The organism is Subtercola vilae (genome assembly GCF_004923255.1).
GTDB lineage: Bacteria > Actinomycetota > Actinomycetes > Actinomycetales > Microbacteriaceae > Subtercola > Subtercola vilae.
Genome location: NZ_QYRT01000021.1, coordinates 31171 through 52272, shown reverse-complemented (window position 1 = coordinate 52272; position 21102 = coordinate 31171). Strand labels below are relative to the sequence as shown.

The window sequence follows — 21102 nt, the reverse complement described above, 5'->3', positions numbered from 1 at the left end:
GTGACCATGCCCGACCTTCTCGCCCTGCCCAAAACCGAGCTGCACCTGCACATCGAAGGCACCCTCGAACCCGAGATGGTGTTCGCGCTCGCCGAGCGCAACGGCATCTCGCTTCCGTTCGACAGTGTCGACGAGCTTCGTGAGCGGCTCGAGTTCACCGATCTGCAGTCGTTTCTCGACCTGTACTTCGCGTGCAGCATCGTGCTGCGAACGAGGGCCGACTTCGCCGACCTCGCACGGGCCTACCTCGCCAGAGCCCACGCGCAGGGGGTGCGGCACGTCGAGATGTTCTTCGACCCGCAGGCGCACACGAGCCGCGGGGTGGCGGTCGACACCGTCATCGACGGGCTGCGTGACGCGCTCGCCGAGGCGAATCTCGAGTGGGGCATCACGGGCGGGCTGATTCTCTGCTTCTTGCGCGATCTTCCCGTCGAGAAGGCCCTCGAGACTCTCGAGTCGGTGGCCCACCGCGCGGGTGACCTCGTCGGGGTGGGGCTCGACTCCACCGAGGTCGGCTACCCGCCCGAGCTGTTCGAACGGGTGTACCGCCGGGCGCGCGAGCTGGGCCTTCACGCGGTGGCGCACGCCGGCGAAGAAGGCGGCCCCGAGTACGTGTGGCCGGCCCTCGAGGTGCTCGGCATCGAGCGGCTCGACCACGGCATTCGGAGCCTCGAAGACCCGGCGCTCGTCGAGGCGCTGCGGGAACGCCAGATTCCGCTGACAGTGTGCCCGCTCTCGACTGTGCGGCTGCGGGGAGTCGACACGATGGTCGAGCATCCGCTGCCCCGCATGCTCGACGCGGGGCTCCTCGTCACCGTGAACAGCGACGACCCGTCGTACTTCGGTGGGTACATCGGCGACAACTATGTGGCGGTGCAGCAGGCCTTCGACTTCGACCTGTCCACCATGGTGATGCTCGCCGGTAACTCGGTCACGGCGTCATTCGCGAGCGACGAACGCAAGGCCGAGTTGCGCGGCGAGATCGCGGCGTGGAGCGCGGCGCAGGGGGCGTAGGGGTCGTAGGTTCGCCCGCTACGCGCTGGCTGCAGCGCCCAGCTCGGGGTACGAGACCTGCCCGCGCCACCAGGGCGTCTCGATGAACCCACGCTTCAGAAAAAGCAGTTCCATCGAGGCAGTCCACCCTTCCACGCCGTCGAGCTGTGAGAGCGTCGAGGTGATGAAGGTGTACAGGTCGTTGGTCGACGGCATGATGATTTCGCAGAACAGGGCATTCTCGTCGAGCGTCGCAGCCAGGTAGCGCACGGCGGGGTGCTGCGCGAGTTCTCGGGCCACGGCATCCATTCGCGCGGGTGAGACCTTCACGGTCATGAGCGTCTCGGCGCCCATGCCCAGGGCCGGGGCCGGTACCAGCGTGAGAATGTCGATGCACTCGGCCGCCTTCAGTCGTTCGAACCGGCGGCGAACGCTCGACTCGTTCATGCCGAGGCTGTCAGCGATGGCCTGAAAGGTGACCCGGCCGTCGTCGCGCAGCAGGTCGAGAATCTTCCAGTCGGCGCTGTCGAAGTGAGTGGGGCTGCAGGGCGTGGGCTCGACGATCTGCAGGTCGGTGGTGCTGGGGGTGCCTGGGGTGCCTGCGGTGCGGGTGTCTGCCGGATGCTCGACGGCAGGTAACCGCAGTGTGTCGGCGAACAGCTGCCGCCCCCAGTCGAACGACACCTTGTAGATGTGCATGATGAGGTCGCTGCGCCAGCGTTCGATGCCGGTGATCGACTGGAGTTCTTCGACGAGTTGCGGGTAGTGGGTTGCCCCGCCTGAGACCGCGAGCTCGGCGAAGATGTCGTAGCCGCCAGTGACAATCGTGACGAATCGCACATCGGCATGGGTCACGAGTTCGGCCGCCACCAGAATCTGCATGCCGGGCTGGCAGGTGATGCGAATGAGAAAGGTCGAGACATCGCCCGTAGCACCGAGCGAGGGTACTACCGCCACTTTGATGACGCCCGCCGAGATGAGGTGCTGGCCGCGCCGGGCCACCGTGGCGGTCGACGAATCGACGACTTCGGCAATGGCCCGCCAGCTGGCCCGGCCGTCGTTCTGCATGGCGACCACGATGCGGCGATCGAGGTCGTCGAGCGTGTCGAGCACGCTTATTCTCCGGCCAGCGCTCTCAGCGCCGACGGAGGCGCCACTCGGTGAAGGAATGCGCGAACCGTCTGCGTCCACTCGTCGACCTCTTCGATCTGCGGTGAATGCCCCGATTTCTCGAACACCACCAATTCTGAACCGGCCACCAACCCGGCGATGGTCTCGCTGCACGACACCGGAGTGATCCAGTCGTGTCTCCCTACTGTAATGAGCAGCGGTACGTCGAGTTCGGCCAACTGCGGCTTGAGGTCATAGTTCGGCAGATTCTGTGAGAACGAATAGTTGTGGGCCCGGTAGCGGTATGGCGTGGCAGCGGCTTTGCGAGCGGCGGCGGCCGGATCGTAGGCGAAATCGTAGAGCGGCAGAATCTCGAGCCAGCAGTCGTACAGGTCGTCGTTGTCTCGCACGCGGCCCTCGTCGATGCGGTCGAACTTCTCCATGTCGACGCTCACCCGGTCGCTGGCGAGGGCATTCTCGCGGGCCAGATGGGCGTTGCCATTGTCGGGCGAGGTATCGCGCAGCACCACCGCTGTAACGTGCTCGGGGTAGCGCACGGCGTACTCCATCGACATGAAACCGCCGTACGAACCGCCGGCCATCACGATCTTCTCGGCGCCCACCCACTGCCGCAGCGCGTCGATGTCGGCCGCCCACTGTTCATGGCTGAACTCGCCACTGCCCTCGCTCTCGCCCGACCCGCGTGCATCGAACACCACGACCCGGTACTCGTCGGCGAGCCGGCCGAAGCTGGCGCGGGGCTCTGCGCGCGACCCGAGCCCGGGAGCTCCGTGATGGGTGATGATGACGGGCGCGCCCTCAGGGCCGAGAACCTCGACGGCGAGTTCGTTGCCGTTGATGAGAACCCGCTGGGCAGTGGTGGTCGCCTTCGCGAATTCGGGCGAGACGTTCTGGTCGGTCATGGATGCTCTTTCCTTACGTTTGGTGCAGGCGAAGCGTGTGGGTCGGGTGGTCACAGGGCGATGGTGCAGTGCTCCAGGTCGCGCCCGAACGAGGTGAGGGGCTCTGATCCGTGTTCGGTGACAAGCATGCTGTCGCTGATGCGGTAGCCGGCGTGACCCGGAATGTAGATGCCGGGTTCGTTCGACACCACCATGCCGGGTTCGAGCAGGGTCGCGTCACCGGCCTCGAGCCACGGCGGCTCGTGCATGCCGAGGCCGATTCCGTGCCCCTGGCGGTGCCGCAGGTATCGGCCGAGGCCCGCGTCTTCGATGACAGCCAGGCAGGTCGTGTTGGCCGCGCGACACTGTGCCCCCGGCCTGATGGCCTCGCCGCCGATCTTCTGCGCCCGGCGAACGGTGTCGTGGTAGCGCCTCTGGTCATCCGTCGGCTCTCCGAGTACGAAGGTGCGCTCACCCTCGACGAAGCGGCCGCCCACCGCGCAGCCGAGCGACAGCATGAAGGTGTCGCCGGGCCGCAGCCGGTAGCCGGAAGGCAGTCCGTGCGGGAACGCCGAGTTCGCACCGGCATAGACGAGGCCGCCCGCGAGGGGAGAGACGACGACCACGTCATCGTGTTCGCGGTACATCGTCTTCACTCCGGTCGAGGTGACGTGGGCGGCGAGTTCGGCCTCGCTCGGCAGGGTGCCCCGGCGACTGATCGCCTCCGTCAGATGCTCGACACCGGCCTCGAGCATCACGTCGGTGATGCGGGCGGCCTCGCGGTGCAGGGCGATCTCTTCGTCGAACTTCACGTACCGCGCCACGGTGATGAGCGTCGTGGGCACGAACTCGCAGCCGGGCAGCGCCAGCATGGCCGCGGTGAGGCGCTCGTGGGTCATGTGGGTACTGAATCCGACCCGGCGGGGAGCGCCGACGACGGCCCGGGCGAGCGACGTGAACGGAGCCTCGACGCCGGGAAACTCGGCATACGAGACGAGCTGGTCGGCCCGTGCCTGCTGGCGTTCTGCGTTCTCCCGTTCGAGCATCGGTGTCATGAGAATGCTCTCGCCGTCGGCGGCCAGCCACACGGCCACCGGTCGTTCGCACGGGTGGTGGAAGAAACCGGTGAGATACGCCACGTCTTCGGGGTCGTCGGTGAGCACGGCGTCGAGAGATTCGGCCTCGAGAGACGGCAGCAGGCGCGCCTGCACCCGGTCGAAGAACTCGGGGGCGAGGCGCGCAGCGAAGGGGGTGCGGCTGGGGGAGGCGTTGGTGAGGGTCATGGGCATCCGTTTCTTGCTCGCGTGCGGTTCTACCGGGCGCGGTTGCGCGGGTTGCGGGCGTCGTTGTACGCGATCGAGAGCAGCGTGGCCGAGAGCACCAGCAGCAGAATGGCGATGGAGGGAATCAGGGTGAGCCACCAGGCGCTCGACATGGCACCCGACTGCTGTGCCTCGTAGAGGATGCGCCCCCACGACCACACCGTCGGGTCGCCGAGCCCGAGAAAGGCGAGGCCGGCCGCCGACAGCACAGCGCGCGAAGCGGTGACCACCACCGACACCACGATCACCGGGGCGACCGCGGGAACGATGTGGCGGGAGATGATCCAGAACGGCGAGGTGGTCATCAGCCGGGCCGCGTCGACATAGGGCAGATTCACGACAGTGAGCGCCTGCGACCGCACGAGCCGGGTGACCTCTGGCCAGGAGAACGCGGCGACGACACCGATGATGGTGGTGGTACTGGGGCCGATGAGAGCCGCGATGAGAATCATCAGTGGCAGCACCGGCAGCGAGAGCGTGAGGTCGACGATGATGCTGATGAAGCCGTCGAGTCGGCGAAAGTAGGCGCCGAGAACGGCCACGAGGGTGCCCACCACGATGGCGATGAACGAGGCGGAGACGGCGACCAGAAGGCTCTGCTGAGTGCCCCAGATCACCTCGCCGAACACGTCGCGGCCGAGGGAGTCGGTACCGAACAGGTTGGTGAGGCTCGGTGCTTTCAGTACGTCGGTGCCGTAGCTCGCCGGGTACGTGGCGATGAGGGGCGCGGCGAGAGCCACGAGTACCAGCAGGGCGAGGATGACCATCGAGCCCATCCCGAGCGGATCCCGCCGGAACACCCGCCAGGTCGCCCGGCTGGCCCGGCCGTTGCTGTCGGCGATCGGTTCAGCGAGTACGGCCGTGCCCGTTGTGGCGCCGGCCAGCAGAGGATCAAGAGAGGTCATGATGTTTTCACCCGGGGGTCGAGAAAGCCGTAGACGATGTCGGTGAGCATGTTCGCCACCACGACGGTGACGGCGAGCAGCAGAAAGGCGCCCTGCAGAACGGGGAAGTCGAGCTGGGTGACCGCCTCGTAGATTCCGCGGCCGATGCCGGGGTACGCGAAGACGGTCTCGGTGAGCACGGCGCCGCCCACCAGAAAGCCGAGCTGCAGCCCGATGAGGGTGGTGGTGGGCAGCAGAGCGTTCCTGAGCGCGTGCTTCCAGAGAATACGCCGGTAGGGCAGCCCGTTCGCCCTGGCGAGCGTGACGTAGTCTTCGCCGAGCGCCTCGATGAGGGTCGAGCGCATGGTGAGCACGTACGATCCGAGCTGGATGAGCATGAGTGAGACGGCCGGCAGAATGAGATGACTGATCACGCTGCCGTACCACGCCATCCCGTACGCATTGGTGTCGTACGCGCCGCCGATGGGCAGCCAGCGCAGGTTCAGCCCGAAGACGAACAGCAGCAGCACGCCGATGCTCGGAACGAAGATCGACTGACCCGTCACCCCCACGATCTGCACGAACTTGTCGATGAAGCGGCCCTTCTTCGAGGCCGCGAGCACGCCGAGGGGAATACCGACCAGCACCGTGAGCAGCAGGGCGGTGAAGGTCAGCAGCAGGGTCCACGGCAGTCGCTGGAGCAGCACGTTCATCACGGGAATGGACTGGGTGAACGAGGTGCCGAAGTTGCCCCGCACGAGTTCGAACAGGTAGATGCCGTACTGCGCGATCAGCGGTTTGTCGAGACCGTACTGGGTGAGCAGGGCCGCCCGCGCGTCGTCTGTCATATTCGGGCTGGCGATGGCCAGCGCCGGGTCTCCGGGGAGCAGCCGCAACAGAAGGAATGTCACGGTCACGGCGAACCAGATCGTGAAGACACTTCTGCCGAGGCGCCGGAGGATGAATGAAAGTCGAGACACGCGGGCGACCCTTTCGTACGTGAGTGAAACGGTGGAGAGGGTCAGCCGACCTTGTGGGCGCTCGCGACCGAGAGGGGGTTCACGATCGACAGCAGTTCGCTGGGCTTCGTTACGAAGCCCTCCCACTTCGAGCTGTGCGCGAAGAACAGGTTCTGCGTGTACATCACGTTGTCGTAGACCTGGTCGTGCACGATCTTCGCGGCTTTCTGCATGATGGCCACCTTGCTCGCGGTATCGGTCGCCACGGTTCCCTGGGCGATGAGATCGTTCAGCGCTGGGTCGTCGACCAAGCTGTAGTTGATCGCGCCACCGGGCAGGTAGGCCAGCGTGAAGTTGGTGACCGGGTCATCCATGATGGCAAAGTTGCCCGCGTAGATGTCGTAGTCGCCCTTCGCCGTGGCGGCGAGGTAGGTGTTGCGCTCGGTTCCCACGAGGTTGATCGTGATCCCCGCTTTCGCGGCACCGTCTTTCACCAACTGCGCCCACTGGCTGGTCACGCTGTCTTGCAGCGAGTAGATGAACTTGAACGCCACAGGGAAGTTGCCGCTCGAGTCGGCGGTGTAGCCGGCCTGTTGCATCAGCTGCCGTGCCTTGTCGGTGTCGAACGTGTACTCGGTGAGCGATTTGTCGTAGTAGTCGCTGAGCACGGGCATGAGCGGGCTGGAGCCCGTCGACACGGCCTGGTCCTGCAACACCACCTTTCGGATGGCGTCGTAGTCGACCGAGGCTGCGAGTGCCTGGCGCACCTGCAGCTTCGCCAGGTCGGCGTTCTTCATGTTGTACGTCATGTGGGCGTAGCCGAGGCCGCCGACCTCTTCGACCGTGATGCCCGACGAGCTCTTCAGCTGCGCCACCTGCGCCGGCGGCAGCGCGTTCGCGATGGCGTCGACCTCACCGCTCTGCAGGGCGAGAATCTCGGTGTTGATGTCGGGGAAGACGCGGTAGACGACCTTGGCCGCGATGGGCACGCCGCCCTCGACGAGCGGGTACGAGTCGACCCTGTCCATCGAGTAGCTCTGGCCCACCTGAACCGTCTTCAGGGTGTAGGGGCCTGCGCTGACCCAGCCGCCGTCGGTGCCGTCGTTCGCGAATTTGGCCACAGAGGCCGCTTTCTCGAACACGTGCTTCGGTACCACGTTGCCCCAGAACCCGATCTCCTCGACGATCGAGGAGTCTGGCTTCGAGAGCGCGATCTCCACTCGGGTGTCAGAGACGGCGGTGGCCGAGACGAAGTTGGCCATCTGCCCGTAGAACGTGCCGGAGGGCGCGTCTTTCTTCACGGCGTTCATGGTCCACGCCACGTCGGCAGCGGTCAGCGGGGTGCCGTCGCTCCACTTCATGTCGCTGCGCAGGTCGTAGAACCCCGTGGTGTCGTTGACGTAGCCCCACTTGGTGGCGACCTGCGGCTCCTTTTTTCCGTCGTCGGCGATGCTCAGCAGGTGCGGGTACATCAGGTTCGTGACCCAGTAGTCGCTGCGGCTGTTGCCGATCAGGGGGTTGTAGTTGACCACGTCGGTGGTCGTGGCGATGGTGAGCGTGTCGCTGCCGGCCGTGGCGGCGGTGCTCGTCGACGCGGGCGGAGCCGAGGGCGCACAGGCGCTCAGCGCGATCAGGGCAGCCGCTGCAGCCACCGCGATCGACAGATTTCGTTTACGCATTAAACCCATACCTCCTCTAGGACCCGCATGGTGTTGCCCCCGACGACGGCGCGGATCTCGTCGTCTGAGTAGCCGTGCTTCACGAGCCAGCCAATGATGTTGTAGAACTCTTCTGCCGGGTTCTCGAGGCCGTCGACGTACTCGACCTGCTCGAAGGTGACCCCGCCGTGGGCCTGGCCGAGCGACAGGTTGCTCGAGAACGCGTTGTGCAGGCCCACGTGGTCGCCGAACAGGGTGTCGGGGCCGAAGCTGACGTGCTCGAGGCCCACCAGGTTCACGCAGTATTCGAAGTGGTCCATGACCGAGTCGAGCGAGTGCAGGGGGTGATCGGGCGACAGAGTGGTGTGCGGTGCCGCTTCGATGCCGATGACGCCGCCGCGCTTCGCGCACTCGATGATGGTCTCATCGGTCTTCATGCGGTTCGTGGGCCAGAGGCCCCGGGCACCGGCATGCGTGATGAACACCGGCTTGGTTGATGCCTTGATGGTATCGACGCAGGTGCGGTCACCACTGTGCGAAATGTCGATGGCGATGCCGAGCTTGTTCATGCGAGTCACCGCGCGCTCGCCGAAGAAGGTGAGACCGCCGTCGCCGCGCTCTTTCAGCCCCGAACCCAGCATGTTCGCCTCGGAGTAGGCGATGCCCATCTGGCGAACGCCGAAGCCGTACAGCACGTCGAGGCGGTCGACCTCGTTCTCGATCATCGTCGAGGCCTCGAGAGCGAAGACGTGGGCGATCTTGCCGTTGTCTTTCGCGTACTGGATGTCTTTCAGGGTCTCGCCCTTGATCACGTAGTCCTGGTGAGCGAGGTCGGCCATGCGCACACCGAGGTCGAACAGTACGTCTTGGTACTTCCAGCCGGCTTCGCTCGAGATGCAGCAGGTGCCATCCATGCCGTTGTCGAACACGGCGGTGAGCCCCGAGCGCGACAGACCCGCGTAGCCCGTGGGTTCGCGGCCGAAACGGATGCTGTCTTTCACCTCGCCCATGTTCTTCGGGAACACCTGCACGTGATCGTGCAGCGAGATGACCGTCTCGTTTGCGAGAAGCGTGGTGGTGCGCAGCTTCTCTTCTTCGTTCAGGTCGAGGCCGGCGTAGGCCGGCACCCGGCCGATCTGCTCGGCGTACTCGAAAGCGTGGTAGTCGACGCCCTTCTCGAGGTAGTCGTACGCGGTGTAACCGGTGTAGCCCGGGGCTGGTTCTAGCACGCGAAATCTCCTTATAGGTGGTGGTAGTTCGGCGTTCTGCATCACAATCTGTTTAATATCGGCACAAAAGTCAATGCACGTGACGTGTTTCGGCGTAGATTTATTTCGCCTGAAACAATTCGGTAACCGACGTCGATGAAGATGGAAGCGTGGAAAAACTTGTGAACCCCCTCGCAGCAGCGCTCACCGTGCGCGACCTCTCTGTCACCTTCACCGGCGGTGGGCGAGAGGTGACGGCGGTGCGAAACATCGACTTAGACGTGGCCCGCGGTGAGTTCGTCGCCCTGCTGGGCGAGTCCGGTTCGGGCAAGTCGGTGACGGCCCGGGCGATCATGGGGCTGACCGATGAGTACACCCGGGTCGACGCCAGCGTTCTGAGCGTGAGCGGCACGAACATCCTGAGCCTCAGCGAAGAACAGCGGCGGCTGATGCGGGGCGAACGCATGAGCCTCGTGCTGCAAGACGCGCTCTCGGCCCTGAACCCGGTGATGACCATCGGCCGGCAGATCGGTGAGCTGTTCATCGTTCACCGCAAGGCCACCCGCAAGCAGGCCCGCGCGAGCGCCATCGAATTGCTCGCGCTGGTGGGCATTCCGGCGCCGGGCTCCCGGGTCGACGACTACCCGCACCAGTTCTCGGGCGGTATGCGCCAGCGTATTCTCATCGCAATGGCCATCGCCCTCGAGCCCGAGATGCTGATCGCTGACGAACCCACCACCGCGCTCGACGTCACGGTGCAGGCCCAGATTCTCGATCTGCTCGGGGGACTTCGCGACCAGCTCGGCATGGGCATTCTGCTGATCACCCACGACCTCGGCGTCGTGATGGAGGTCGCCGACCGACTGGCCGTCATGTACGCCGGGCGCATCGTCGAACAGGGCGATGCCGACACTGTGCTCGACCTGCCGGCCCACCCGTACACCCAGGCGCTGCTGCGCTCCGTGCCCGAGGCGGCGGTGAAAGGCGAGCGCCTGCTGACCATTCCCGGTTCGCCGCCGAACCCGGCCACTACGCCGAGTGGATGCTCGTTCAATCCCCGCTGCCACATGGCCATCGACATCTGCAGCACTGCCCGCCCGCCGCTCGTCGAGGTGGCTCTCGGCCGGGCCTCCGCCTGCCACCGCTCAGAGGAGATGCTCCATGAACTCGTCAGCTGATACTGCTGCCGTGCCGGGCCAGGCCCGCCGGCTCGTGCTCGAAGCAACCGACCTGCGCCGCACCTTCACCTCAGGTTCGAGGCTGCACCCCACCCGGGTTTCGGCGGTCGACGGGGTGAGCCTGCAGCTGCACGCGGGGGAGGTGCTGGGAATCGTGGGTGAGTCGGGCTGCGGCAAGTCGACGCTCGCCCGCATGCTCGTCGGGCTCGAAAAGCCCGACGGAGGGAGCCTCGCCTACCACGGCACCGATGTGACGCGCGGTCGTATGAGCGACCGACGGCTGTTGCGTCGAGGCGTTCAGATGATCTTTCAAGACCCGTACACGTCGCTTGACCCACGCATGACGGTGGGCGACATCATCGCCGAGCCGATGGCGGCGACCAGATCGGCGAATGCCGCCGACCGGCGTGCGCGGGTGGCCGAGCTGCTCGGCCTGGTGGGGCTCGCACCCGACATGGTGAATCGGTACCCCCACCAGTTCTCGGGTGGCCAGCGGCAGCGCATCGGCATCGCCCGGGCGCTCGCGCTCGACCCCGACGTGCTGGTGTGCGACGAGGCTGTCTCGGCGCTCGATGTCTCGGTTCAGGCGCAGGTGATCAACCTGCTTGCAGACCTGCAGGCGCGGCTGGGCGTCGCCATCCTGTTCATCGCGCACGATCTCTCGGTGGTGCGTCATCTCGCCGACCGGGTGGCGGTGATGTACCTGGGGCGCATCGCCGAGATCGGCGACACCGACACGGTCTACTCCAGCCCCGCGCATCCGTACACCCAGGCATTGCTTTCGGCCACGCCCTCGCACAGTCGATCAGACCGCGGCAAGCTCGCCCGCCGGCGCATTCTGGGCGGCGAGCCGCCGTCACCGGTCAACCCACCGGCGGGCTGCCGGTTCAACCCCCGGTGTTGGATGGCGACCGACGAGTGTCGAACGCTCGAGCCGCTGCTTCGCACGCTGGGCGCGCGAGACGTGTCATGCCATCACGCCGAAGACGCGCTCGCCCAGGCCGTGATGGCAGGGTAGAGCTCTTCGATGGTCTCGGCCCGATACGTTGGCCGAGCGCCGGGCGCTGCGAGACGCTCGATGAGCGCCGTCTCGGCGCCCAGTCGTGCGGCCGGCTCGAGGTCGTTCTGCCAGATGTCGCCGACGCTCAGAAGTCGCTCGGGGTGGTCAGTGAGCTGGTGCGCTTCGAGAAGGGCGGCGAGCACGGCAGGCATGCCGGCGGGTTTGCCAGCCGAGGTGATCACGTCGTCGAAGTACTCGGCCAGTTCGAGCGTGGTGAGCTGCTGGTGAACGCCGGCATCGGGTGCGTTGGTGACCAGCACGATCTGTACTCGGGCGGGCAGCGAGCCGAGAAGCGCGCCGAGGCCGGCCGGTGCGTGCGTTTCAACGAGCCCAGCGGCGAGATCCCGGCGGCTGCCCGTGTAGGCGGCCGAGAGCTGGGCATCGGTGATACCGAGTGAACGGGCGAACTTTTCTGCTGCGGAATAGCCGTCGGCGCTGGTGCCCACGAGCTCGAGCGCGGCCGACACCATTTCGTTCGGTTCATGGTCTGCCTCCTCGCCAGCCCCCAGAAACCGGGCTACGACGTCTCCGACCAGGCCGACCGGATGCCCGCCGGAGCTGCTGGCCAGAGCTTCGTCGATCAGCCGGGCGTAAACGAATACCGGGCCGTCGCCGAGGCATACGGTGCCGTCGAAGTCGAGTACGAGAATCTGCGAGAAGTGAGCCACGGTGACAAGTCTGACGCACCGTGACCTGAGCTGTCGCGAGACGCCGCAGAGCGTCGGATAAAACCATTTACGGTTAATCCCAGACCCCCCAATTGGGTGACGTGCAGCTGATCGCCTAGGCTTAGAATCAGCCTGCAACACCTAACGAAAGAGACGCTCGGTGACAGATATCCGTTCATCTGGGCACATTCGCGAAGTTATTCGGGGCTGGTGCGTGTCATCCGCTAAAATGCTCACAACTTCGGTCCAGACTCAGGGGGCTCGTCGACGTGGTCAGCCCACACCAATGCCGAGAGGCGGTCAGGACGAGGGCGCAATGAGGCGGTCACGCGGCAACGGAGGCGTTCGACCTTCGAATCGCCTCGTTGGTGGCCCGATCGTTCTCGGACCAGTGATTCACCAAGACCTTCTGCGGCTCATCCTCACTGAGAAGAGCGTCTGGGGCGGTGAGATCGAGGCCCGGCTGATGCTGCGGAGATTCGACAACAGGGTTATCCCTTATGTGGTGCTGGTGTACGACGAAGTTGTGGTGAACGCGGGCTCGCTGCCCGCGGGTAGTGCACGCTCGATACGCCTGCAGGTGTGGCGCGAAGCGCTTCGGGGGCGAATTCTGCTGGCCGACGTCGCCATCGTAGACAGTGGTGTGGCGGGCTCCGAACTCTCGGTTGTACTCAACCCTGCTGCATCCGGGCCGGAGTCGACCCTGCCGCCCTCAGCTCGCGGGGTGTGACCCCCGAGCGGGTCTTCACGGCGTAGCGAAACTCCTTCATGCTCGAGAAGCCCGCCTGGCGTGCGATCTCACTCATCGAGATGCTGCGAAGTGGGTTGGCGGCGAGCTCTGCCAGCGCGACCTGCAGTCTCCTCGCCCGGATGGTCTCTGAGATGGTCTGGTTCGTGCCGGTGAAACAGCGTTGCAGGTGCCTCAGCGACACATTGAGTTGGGCGGCGACTCCGGCAGGAGTCAGCGATGGGTCAGACGACTGGTTGTAGATGAGCGAAATGGCCCGGGTGCGAAGGCTCAGTTGAAATTGTTCGGAGTTCAGGGAGATGCGCTGGCTCTCAGAGAACATGCCGATGATGAGCTGGGTGAGAACGGTTTCGATCGGCGTGGCAGAGTCGTCGTCATCGACCGCGGGGGAGCGGAGCAGGGCCATGACGAACGATAGTGTGGGGGCCTGCATCGACAGCGGCTGCTCGAACGCCCCGAATTCGCCCGCAACGGTGATGCCAGCAGCGCTCAGCTGTTCGCGGCGCACCGAGACGCGCGTGACCCGCGATGTGGCAAGGTTGTCGGCCGCCACTCGTGTCCAGCCCGACATGTACCCGGCCGAACCGGCTTCGAAGTGCAACTCAGTGTCGGGGCCGCGCAGAACGTAGTGCCCGGCATGCACGAAAACGACGCTCACGTAGTGCTGGTCGCCGACCGAGTCGTCGGCCCGCGCTGCCATGGTGAAGGGTGTGAGCAGCGAATGGCAGACGATCACATCGCCGTACACCTGCTTGAGCCCACGCGAGCGAAACTCACTCGGTCTGTCGGCAGTGAGAGCGCTCTCAGTGCCGTCGAGCGCCGCGGTGCCCGAGAGGGCCCACGTGGAACGGGTTGCAGCAGCCATGTCGGTTCCGTCTGTGCGATGAAAGCGGAGGTGGCCGAGGTCCGGGGCAACCGAGTATGTCGCCAATATAACGCACCCTTGTGCGTTCTCGAACGACTCGTTCGGGGGAGAAACGCATTCGTTATACCGACGAAACACTGAGTCCGCCGCGCCTCGTAGTCTGTGAAAGTTCTCATTGAGACCAAATCGTTATCAAGGCGGGCAAAATTGCTCCAGAATCAGGTTTGATCTGGGCTTTTAGTTTGCGTACATAAAGTTCATTACCCCCCGTTCGGGAGCAAAATGTTCGAGAAATCTCATTTCGTAACCTGCGCTTCACATAACTTTTGCAGGCTTGGTGTCGTTGGTGCGCAGGTGGCGCGTCGACCCATCGCACTCGAGGAGATCTCTTTCATGCACCAGACCCTCCGAAAACGAGCCCGACTCGCGTTCGTTTCGCTTCTTGCGGCCTCCACTGTCGTGGTGGCACCGTTCGTTGTGGCCCCGGCCACAGCGAACACCTCTGCAACACGCGTTGTCATCAGTGAGGCGTACCTCAATGGCGGCAGTTCAGGAGCGAGCTACCTCAACAAGTTCGTCGAGCTCTACAACCCCACCGGCGCGGCTGTCGATCTCTCGACGATGTCGCTGCAATATCGTTCGGCGACGGGCACTGCGAACCCCACCGGTGTTCTCCCGCTGACGGGCAGCATCGCGGCGAAGGGGCACTACCTCATCGGTGGCACAGCGAATGCGGCCAACGGCCAGGCGCTTCCCGCGCCCGATGCCACGTTCGGAGTGTCGTTCGCCGGCGGTGGCGGAACCCTCTTTCTCGCAGCCCAGACCACCGCGTTGCCGACACCGGCCACCGGCGCCGTCGCGGCAGACGCGGCTGTGGTCGACGTGCTCGGCTACGGTACGTCGAACACCTTCGAGGGCCAGGCATCGGTTGCGGCATCCGTGACCACCTCGATCGCCCGCACGAACGGTGTCGACACCGACAACAACAGAGCCGACTTCACGGACGGCGCGCCCACCCCGCAGAACGCGGCCTCCGACGGCGGCACGACTGGCGTTCCAGACCCCGACCCTGTGCCCCCGGTGGTACCGGGCGTGCCCGTCGCGATCGCCGACATTCAGGGCAGCACCGACACCAGCCCGCTCGTCGGCCAGACGGTCACCGCGCGCGGCGTCGTGACGGCCAGCTACCCCACCGGCGGGTTCAACGGCTACTACATTCAGACTCCGGGCACCGGGGGAGCCGTCGACCTGTCGACGCACACCCGTTCTGACGGGCTCTTCGTGTTCTCCTCAGCGACCGTGGCTGCCGCCGCCGTGGGCTCGTTCGTCGAGGTGACCGGCACTGTCGCCGAGTTCTCCGGCCTCACCGAGCTGAACGTCGCTGCGGGCGGACTCAGCGTTCTGAGCGACACCGTCACGGCTCCCACCCCCGCGGCCGTCGCCGTACCGACAGACGCCGCCCAGCGTGAGTCGCTCGAGGGCATGCTCATCGCACCGGCAGGCGACTACACGATCACCGACAACTACGACACGAACTACTACGGTTCGGTTGTGCTCGTCGGCGGCACGTCGCCGCTCGAGACGCCCACCGCGGTCGTGGCTCCCGGCAGTGCCGAGTACACCGCTCTCGTCGCCTCGAACCTCGCCCGCAGTATCACGCTCGACGACGGAGCAAGCCTCAACTTCAACTCGGCCGCCAACAAGTCGCTTTCCCTGCCGTACCTGTCGGTGACGAACCCGGTTCGCATCGGCGCCGGGGTGAACTTCACGGCACCGGTTGTGCTCGACTACCGGTTCGGCACCTGGAACCTTCAGCCCACTGAGCAACTCACCGCCGCGAATCAGGCCACGGTTCAGCCCGCGACCTTCACGAACACCCGCACCGCTTCGCCCGCCGACGTAGGCGGAGACGTGACCATGGCGTCGTTCAACGTGCTGAACTACTTCACTACTACGGGCGATTCGCTGACAGGCTGCACCTATTACACCGACCGTGATGGCAACCCCACCACGGTGAACAGTGGATGCGACGCGCGAGGCGCCGCGAACGCCGACGACCTCGCTCGCCAGCAGGCCAAGATCGTCTCGGCGATCAACGCTCTGGGTGCCGATGTCGTCTCGCTCGAGGAGATCGAGAACTCGGCTCGTTTCGGTGAGAACCGTGACGCCGCTCTGTCGACGCTCACCGCAGCGCTGAACAGCGCCGCCGGTGCGGGCACCTGGGCGTTCGTCGCTTCGCCGGCCGCCGTGCCCGCGAGCGAAGACGTCATTCGCACAGCGTTCATCTACAAGCCCGCGGTCGTGTCGACCGTCGGGTCGTCGGTGATCCTCGACGACCCGGCGTTCGCCAACGCGCGCCAGCCGCTCGCGCAGGCGTTCACGCTCGTCTCCGGCGCAGACGAGTCACGTTTTCTCGCCGTCGTGAACCACTTCAAGTCGAAGGGCTCTGGCACGGGGGCCGATGCCGATACGGGTGATGGGCAGGGGGCATCCAACGCCTCACGCGTGAAGCAGGCGACGGCGCTCGTCGGCTTTGCCGACACCCTGAAGGCCTCAACCGGAATCGACCGTGTACTTCTCGACGGTGATTTCAATGCCTACCTGAAAGAAGACCCGATCGCGGTTCTGACCGAGGCCGGCTACACCGACCTCGGCAGCACCACCGGCAAGCAGACGTATGCGTTCGATGGGGCCACGGGCTCACTCGACCACATCTTCGCGTCAAGCGCCGCCACCGCCGCGGTGACCGGCGTCGACGTGTGGAACATCAACTCTGTCGAATCGATCGCCCTCGAGTACAGCCGTTTCAACTACAACGCAACCGACTTCTACCAGCCGAACGCGTACCGCTCGAGCGACCACGACCCGCTTCTGGTGGGCCTGAACCTCACGGGTTCGAACGTGGTCGACATCAACCTGCTGAACATCAACGACTTTCACGGGCGCATCGACAGCAATACGGTGAAGTTCGCGGGCACGATAGAGAAGCTGAAGGCAGAGCAGGGCGACGCCAGTACGCTGTTCCTCTCTGACGGCGACAACATCGGTGCCTCGCTGTTCGCCTCGTCGTCGCAGAAAGACCAGCCGACCATCGACGTGCTGAACACCCTGGGGCTCACGGCCTCGGCCGTGGGCAACCACGAATTCGACCAGGGCTTCGCCGACCTGACCGGGCGCGTCACCGACGCGGCCGACTGGGACTACCTCGGTGCGAACGTGTACCTGAAAGGAACCACGACCCCCGCACTGCAGCAGTACAAGGTGTTCACCGTGAACGGCGTGCGTGTTGCCGTCATCGGTGCCGTCACCGAAGAGACCCCCACCCTGGTGTCGCCTGGCGGCATCTCGACGCTCGACTTCGGTGACCCCGTCGACGCGGTGAACCGTGTCGTCACCCAGCTGAAAGCAGCTGACGCGGCCGACGTCTTCATCGCCGAGTACCACGAGGGTGCTTCTGCGGGTACGCCCGACGGAGCGACGCTGGCACAAGAGCTGGCGCTTACCGACACCGCTTTTGCAAAGATCGTCACCCAGACGACTCCCGACGTGGCCGCCATCTTCACGGGCCACACCCACAAGCAGTACGCATGGGATGCGGCGGTGCCCGGTTCGGCCGCCGCGACCCGCCCCGTGCTGCAGACCGGCAGCTACGGCGAGAACATCGGCCAGATCATCCTGAGTGTCGACAAGACCAGTGACGCGGTGGTGACGTACACGGCGAAGAACGTGCCGCGAGTGACCACGGCCGATGCCGATCTCGTCGCTGCCTACCCGCGGGTCGCCGAGGTGAAGAGCATCGTCGATGCGGCGCTGACGAAGGCCGCGGTCATCGGCAACCAGCCCATCGGCACCATCACGGCTGACATCACCACCGCGTACACGAACGGTACGACTCGGGATGACCGGGGCTCCGAATCGACGCTCGGCAACCTCGTGGCCGATTCACTCGTGTCGAGCCTCAGCGACCCCACCTTCGGCGGCGCCGAGATCGGCGTGGTCAACCCGGGCGGGCTCCGCAGCGACCTGCTCTACGCCTCATCTCCGGTGGGCGAGGGCAACGGCGTGGTCACCTACGCCGAGGCCAATGCGGTGCTGCCGTTCGTGAACAACCTCTGGACGACGACGCTCACAGGCGCCCAGTTCAAGACGATTCTCGAGCAGCAGTGGCAGACCGACGCGGCGGGTGCGGTACCTTCGCGGCCGTACCTGGCGCTGGGTCTCAGCAACAACGTCGACTACACCTACGACGCCGCGCGGGCCCAGGGAGACCACATCACGGGAATCACCGTCGGCGGCGTGCCGATCGACCCCGCGAAGGGGTATCGCATCGGTTCGTTCAGCTTCCTGCTGCAGGGCGGCGACAACTTTCGAGAGTTCACCGCCGGTGCGAACACCCGTGACTCGGGCCTCATCGACCGTGATGCGTGGATCAACTACCTCACCACCCAGAGCCCGGTCTCACCGGCGTTCGACCGCCGCGGTGTGTCAGTGACCGACGTTCCCACCTCGGCCCTGGCCGCGGGAACGACCGCAGCGCTCACCCTCTCGAAGCTCGACCTGACCTCGCTCGGCAGCCCGCTGAACACCTCTGTGAGCGCGTCGTTCGAGGGGAGTGCTGCCGCGCCGGTGGTCTCGCCGGTCTCCGGCGGCGTCTCGACGGTAGCCTTCGCCGTGCCGAGCGACGTGCCGGCCGATGCGACCCTCGTGATCGTCGCGGCCGAGTCGGGAACCACCGTGCGGGTGCCGATCACGGTCGGTGCCGTGGTGACGCCCGACCCGACCACGCCGACCACGCCCGAGACGCCGGCGCCCGGGCAGCCGGGTGCGGCACTTCCCGGCGCGGGCACCCCCGGGTCTGGTTCGGGTTCCGATCTGGCGAACACGGGTAACGCGGCGCTTCCGGCCCTGCTGCTGAGCGCGCTGCTGTTGCTCGCGGGCGCGGGCCTGGTTCTCGCTCGCCGTCGGCGGAGCGCTACCGAGAGCGTCGACTCCGAGTAGGGGCTGACCGCCTCCGGTAGCACCCCGCCGCTTGCGGCACCAGCGAAGCGCCGGCCTCCTTCTCGGGGGTCGGCGCTTCGCGCGTCTCGGCAAGCCGTAGACGCACGAAGGGGCTCTGCCTAGGATGGGTCGTCAGACGCCAATGCAGACCCCAAACGTTCCGATCGAAGACCAACCTGAGATGAGGCAGCCGCCGTGGCAAGCGAAGCAACCGTTCTCACCGTCGACGGCCCCGACGGCGAGCGTTCGGTACGGCTCTCGAGCCCGAGCCGCGTGCTCTGGTCCGACCTCGGCCTCACCAAGCTCGACCTCGCGCGATACATCATCGACGTGGGGGAGGCCTTTGTTCGGGCGAACGGCGATCGTCCGGTTTCGCTGCAACGCTTCCCCGAGGGCATCGACGGCGAACAGTTCTTCTCGAAGAACCCGCCCAAGGGGGCGCCAGATTTTGTGCGCTCGGTGATGGTTGTCTACCCGAGTGCGCGCACGCATCCGCAGCTCGTCATCGACGAGCCCGCCGCCGCGGTGTGGGCGGTGCAGATGAACACTGTGGTGTTTCATCCGTGGGCGTCGCGGGCCGAGACCAGCGACTTTCCCGACCAGTTGCGCATCGACCTCGACCCCCAGCCGGGAACCGACTTCGGCGATGCCGTCGGGCCCGCGATCGAACTGCGGAAGGTGCTCGCCGAGGCCGGTCTCGAGGCGTTCGTGAAGACATCCGGAAACCGCGGGCTGCACGTGTTCGCGCCCATCGCGCCCACGCACGAGTTTCTCGAGGTGCGGCACGCGGTCATCGCGGCGGCCCGCGAACTCGAGCGGCGCATGCCCGACCGGGTGACCACGGCGTGGTGGAAAGAGGAGCGCGGCACCCGCATCTTCGTCGACTTCAACCAAGCCAACCGCGACCGCACCATGGCCGGCGCGTACAGCCCGCGCGCCCTGCCGAATGCTGCCGTGTCGACGCCGCTCGACTGGACCGAACTCGAGAGCGCCGACCCCACCGCGTTCACCATTCGAACTGTTCCCGAACGGCTCCGGATGCTCGGCGACCCCTGGGCCGACATGCACGCGCACCCCGGCACCCTCGACGTGTTGCTCGGCTGGTGGCAGCGCGACCTCGACGCCGGTCTCGGCGAGCTGCCCTTCCCGCCCGACTTCCCGAAGATGCCCGGCGAGCCGCCCCGCGTGCAGCCGAGCCGCGCGAAGAAGCCCGCGTCGCCCGCCTGACCCGCCCCTCTGGGGCTTACAACGCCGCCCTCACCCGGCCCGGCCAGCGGCCGAGCATCAGCACTGCCGCCCCGAAGAACACGGCCCCGAGTACCGCGAACGGCAGGTCGAGTGACCACTGCATGACGCCGAACGCCGGCACGAACGTCAGCGCGGCGGCCAGCGCCACCACGGTGCCGGGCGGCCGTGCCCCCACCTCGCGTGGTACCTCCCACCGCCCCACGATGAACGACAGCCCGATGAGCGCCAGCATCACGATGACGAAGAACACGGGCCGCGACCACCACCACGCCGTGCTGCCTGGCGGCGGGCTGGCACCCGGGATGAGCAGCGTCACCCCCGACAGTGCGATGATCAGCGGCAGGTGCCACAGGTAGATGGTCATCAACCGCGACCCGATCACGAACACGAAGGCGCGGGCAGCGTGCGTGTTCATGAGCGCCGCGAGTGCCGGGCGAATCAGGCACAGGATGCACGCCTGCCCCAGCGCGAGCAGAACCAGTGGCAGCGTGGGCGGGTTCAGGTTCGTGAGCATGTCGGTGCTGTACGGGCCGAGCTGCGTGAGCGGAACGAGTGCCGCGTAGCTGAGCGCTGCAATAGCGATCAACTGCCAGGCGCGGCGCGCCCTGAACCACCCGTCGGCGTACCAGAAGCCCAGCTGCTGAACCAGCAGCCAGACGAACACGAGGTTGACCAGGCCGACTCCGTCGGCGTGCAGGGTGTACCGCAGGGCATCCACCAGCACGGCGCCGGCGAGCAGTACCACGAGTGTGCGCCCCGGTGCGCGGGCGTGCAGGCCCGCCATCGTGGGTACGAGTGCCTGGCAGAGCGTGTAGGCGGCGAGAAACCAGAGCGGCAGGCCGGCGCCGACAACGACCACGTCGAGCAGCTGCGGGTCGATGCCGATGGCGCGGGCGCCGGCGATCACCACCACATAGAAGAGGAACAGCGGCAACGCCGGCTGGGCCAGCCGCAGCACCCGGGTGCGCACGTAGTCGGCGGCAGTGCCGCCGCGCCGCTGCAAGCTGCGCCACGCCGTGAGGCTCGCGAACCCGCCCACCACGAAGAAGAGCGGCATGATCTGGCCGGCCCACGTGACCGGCGCGAACCACGCCTGGTCTTCGAGGGGGCGCGACACGATCAGGTCGCCACCCGGGCCGAAGCCCACACCCACCATGAGCAGATGGATGACGACCACCAACAGAACGCAGAACACCCGCGCGATGTCGAGCGTCAGGTCGCGCTTCGAGAGGTCGATCGACGACGTCGTCGTTGTGGCAGAACTCATGCGCCGATCTTATCGTCAGTGAGCAACTGTCAGA

16 protein-coding genes are annotated in these 21102 nt (G+C 66.0%); 6 read left to right on the top strand and 10 right to left on the bottom strand.

Annotated features, from left to right (window positions below):
* Positions 1 to 6: 6 nt before the first annotated feature.
* A complete protein-coding gene (locus D4765_RS11605) occupies positions 7 to 1014 on the top strand; it encodes an adenosine deaminase (RefSeq protein WP_136642465.1) in 1008 nt (335 codons plus the stop codon).
* 18 nt (positions 1015 to 1032) lie between these two features.
* Here D4765_RS11605 and D4765_RS11600 read toward each other — a convergent pair whose 3' ends face one another.
* Genes D4765_RS11600 through D4765_RS11570 form a run of 7 tightly spaced genes read right to left on the bottom strand, consistent with a single transcriptional unit; the run spans position 1033 to position 9057 of the window.
* A complete protein-coding gene (locus D4765_RS11600; RefSeq protein WP_237280399.1) occupies positions 1033 to 2106 on the bottom strand; it encodes an Lrp/AsnC family transcriptional regulator in 1074 nt (357 codons plus the stop codon).
* A 2-nt stretch (positions 2107 to 2108) separates the two neighbouring features.
* Positions 2109 to 3026, bottom strand: coding sequence for an alpha/beta fold hydrolase (locus D4765_RS11595; RefSeq protein WP_136642464.1), 918 nt, complete (start codon positions 3024 to 3026; stop codon positions 2109 to 2111).
* Between the two features lie 50 nt (positions 3027 to 3076).
* The gene (locus tag D4765_RS11590) at positions 3077 to 4288 is read right to left on the bottom strand and encodes a M24 family metallopeptidase (RefSeq protein WP_136642463.1); all 1212 of its coding nucleotides are present in this window, start codon (positions 4286 to 4288) and stop codon (positions 3077 to 3079) included.
* Between the two features lie 29 nt (positions 4289 to 4317).
* Complete coding sequence (locus D4765_RS11585; RefSeq protein WP_136642462.1) at positions 4318 to 5232, bottom strand: ABC transporter permease; 915 nt, start codon at positions 5230 to 5232, stop codon at positions 4318 to 4320.
* Positions 5229 to 6191, bottom strand: coding sequence for an ABC transporter permease (locus D4765_RS11580; protein ID WP_136642461.1), 963 nt, complete (start codon positions 6189 to 6191; stop codon positions 5229 to 5231). The genes D4765_RS11585 and D4765_RS11580 overlap by 4 nt, the downstream gene beginning before the upstream one ends.
* A 41-nt stretch (positions 6192 to 6232) precedes the next feature.
* On the bottom strand, positions 6233 to 7849 hold the full coding sequence (locus tag D4765_RS11575; protein WP_136642460.1) for an ABC transporter substrate-binding protein: 1617 nt from the start codon (positions 7847 to 7849) through the stop codon (positions 6233 to 6235).
* Positions 7849 to 9057 (bottom strand): dipeptidase, encoded by a 1209-nt coding sequence (locus tag D4765_RS11570; protein ID WP_136642459.1) that lies wholly within the window; start codon positions 9055 to 9057, stop codon positions 7849 to 7851. The genes D4765_RS11575 and D4765_RS11570 overlap by 1 nt, the downstream gene beginning before the upstream one ends.
* Positions 9058 to 9206: 149 nt before the next feature.
* Here D4765_RS11570 and D4765_RS11565 point away from each other — a divergent pair, with 149 nt between their 5' ends.
* Together D4765_RS11565 and D4765_RS11560 are read left to right on the top strand one after the other, a co-directional pair.
* Positions 9207 to 10214 carry an ABC transporter ATP-binding protein gene (locus tag D4765_RS11565; RefSeq protein ID WP_136642458.1) on the top strand — a complete coding sequence of 336 codons (1008 nt, stop codon included), beginning with the start codon at positions 9207 to 9209 and terminating at the stop codon, positions 10212 to 10214.
* A complete protein-coding gene (locus D4765_RS11560; RefSeq protein ID WP_136642457.1) occupies positions 10198 to 11232 on the top strand; it encodes an ABC transporter ATP-binding protein in 1035 nt (344 codons plus the stop codon). The genes D4765_RS11565 and D4765_RS11560 overlap by 17 nt, the downstream gene beginning before the upstream one ends.
* On the opposite strand, the gene D4765_RS11555 is transcribed toward D4765_RS11560, so the two are convergent.
* Complete coding sequence (locus D4765_RS11555; RefSeq protein WP_136642456.1) at positions 11190 to 11942, bottom strand: HAD family hydrolase; 753 nt, start codon at positions 11940 to 11942, stop codon at positions 11190 to 11192. The two genes, D4765_RS11560 and D4765_RS11555, sit on opposite strands and share 43 nt — an antisense overlap.
* Positions 11943 to 12333: 391 nt before the next feature.
* Between D4765_RS11555 and D4765_RS11550 the strand changes: the two genes are divergently transcribed.
* Positions 12334 to 12672: a hypothetical protein gene (locus tag D4765_RS11550; RefSeq protein ID WP_161580428.1), complete on the top strand. Its 339-nt coding sequence runs from the start codon at positions 12334 to 12336 to the stop codon at positions 12670 to 12672.
* On the opposite strand, the gene D4765_RS11545 is transcribed toward D4765_RS11550, so the two are convergent.
* Entirely contained in the window at positions 12614 to 13555 is a 942-nt protein-coding gene (locus tag D4765_RS11545) for a helix-turn-helix transcriptional regulator (protein WP_136642454.1), read from the bottom strand. The two genes, D4765_RS11550 and D4765_RS11545, sit on opposite strands and share 59 nt — an antisense overlap.
* Before the next feature lie 393 nt (positions 13556 to 13948).
* Here D4765_RS11545 and D4765_RS11540 point away from each other — a divergent pair, with 393 nt between their 5' ends.
* Together D4765_RS11540 and ligD are read left to right on the top strand one after the other, a co-directional pair.
* The gene (locus tag D4765_RS11540; RefSeq protein WP_136642453.1) at positions 13949 to 18553 is read left to right on the top strand and encodes an ExeM/NucH family extracellular endonuclease; all 4605 of its coding nucleotides are present in this window, start codon (positions 13949 to 13951) and stop codon (positions 18551 to 18553) included.
* A 195-nt stretch (positions 18554 to 18748) separates the two neighbouring features.
* On the top strand, positions 18749 to 19780 hold the full coding sequence (gene ligD / locus D4765_RS11535) for a non-homologous end-joining DNA ligase (protein WP_136642452.1): 1032 nt from the start codon (positions 18749 to 18751) through the stop codon (positions 19778 to 19780).
* 16 nt (positions 19781 to 19796) lie between these two features.
* Here the strand turns inward: ligD and D4765_RS11530 are convergent, their stop codons facing one another.
* Complete coding sequence (locus D4765_RS11530; protein ID WP_136642451.1) at positions 19797 to 21068, bottom strand: acyltransferase family protein; 1272 nt, start codon at positions 21066 to 21068, stop codon at positions 19797 to 19799.
* Between the last annotated feature and the right edge of the window lie 34 nt (positions 21069 to 21102).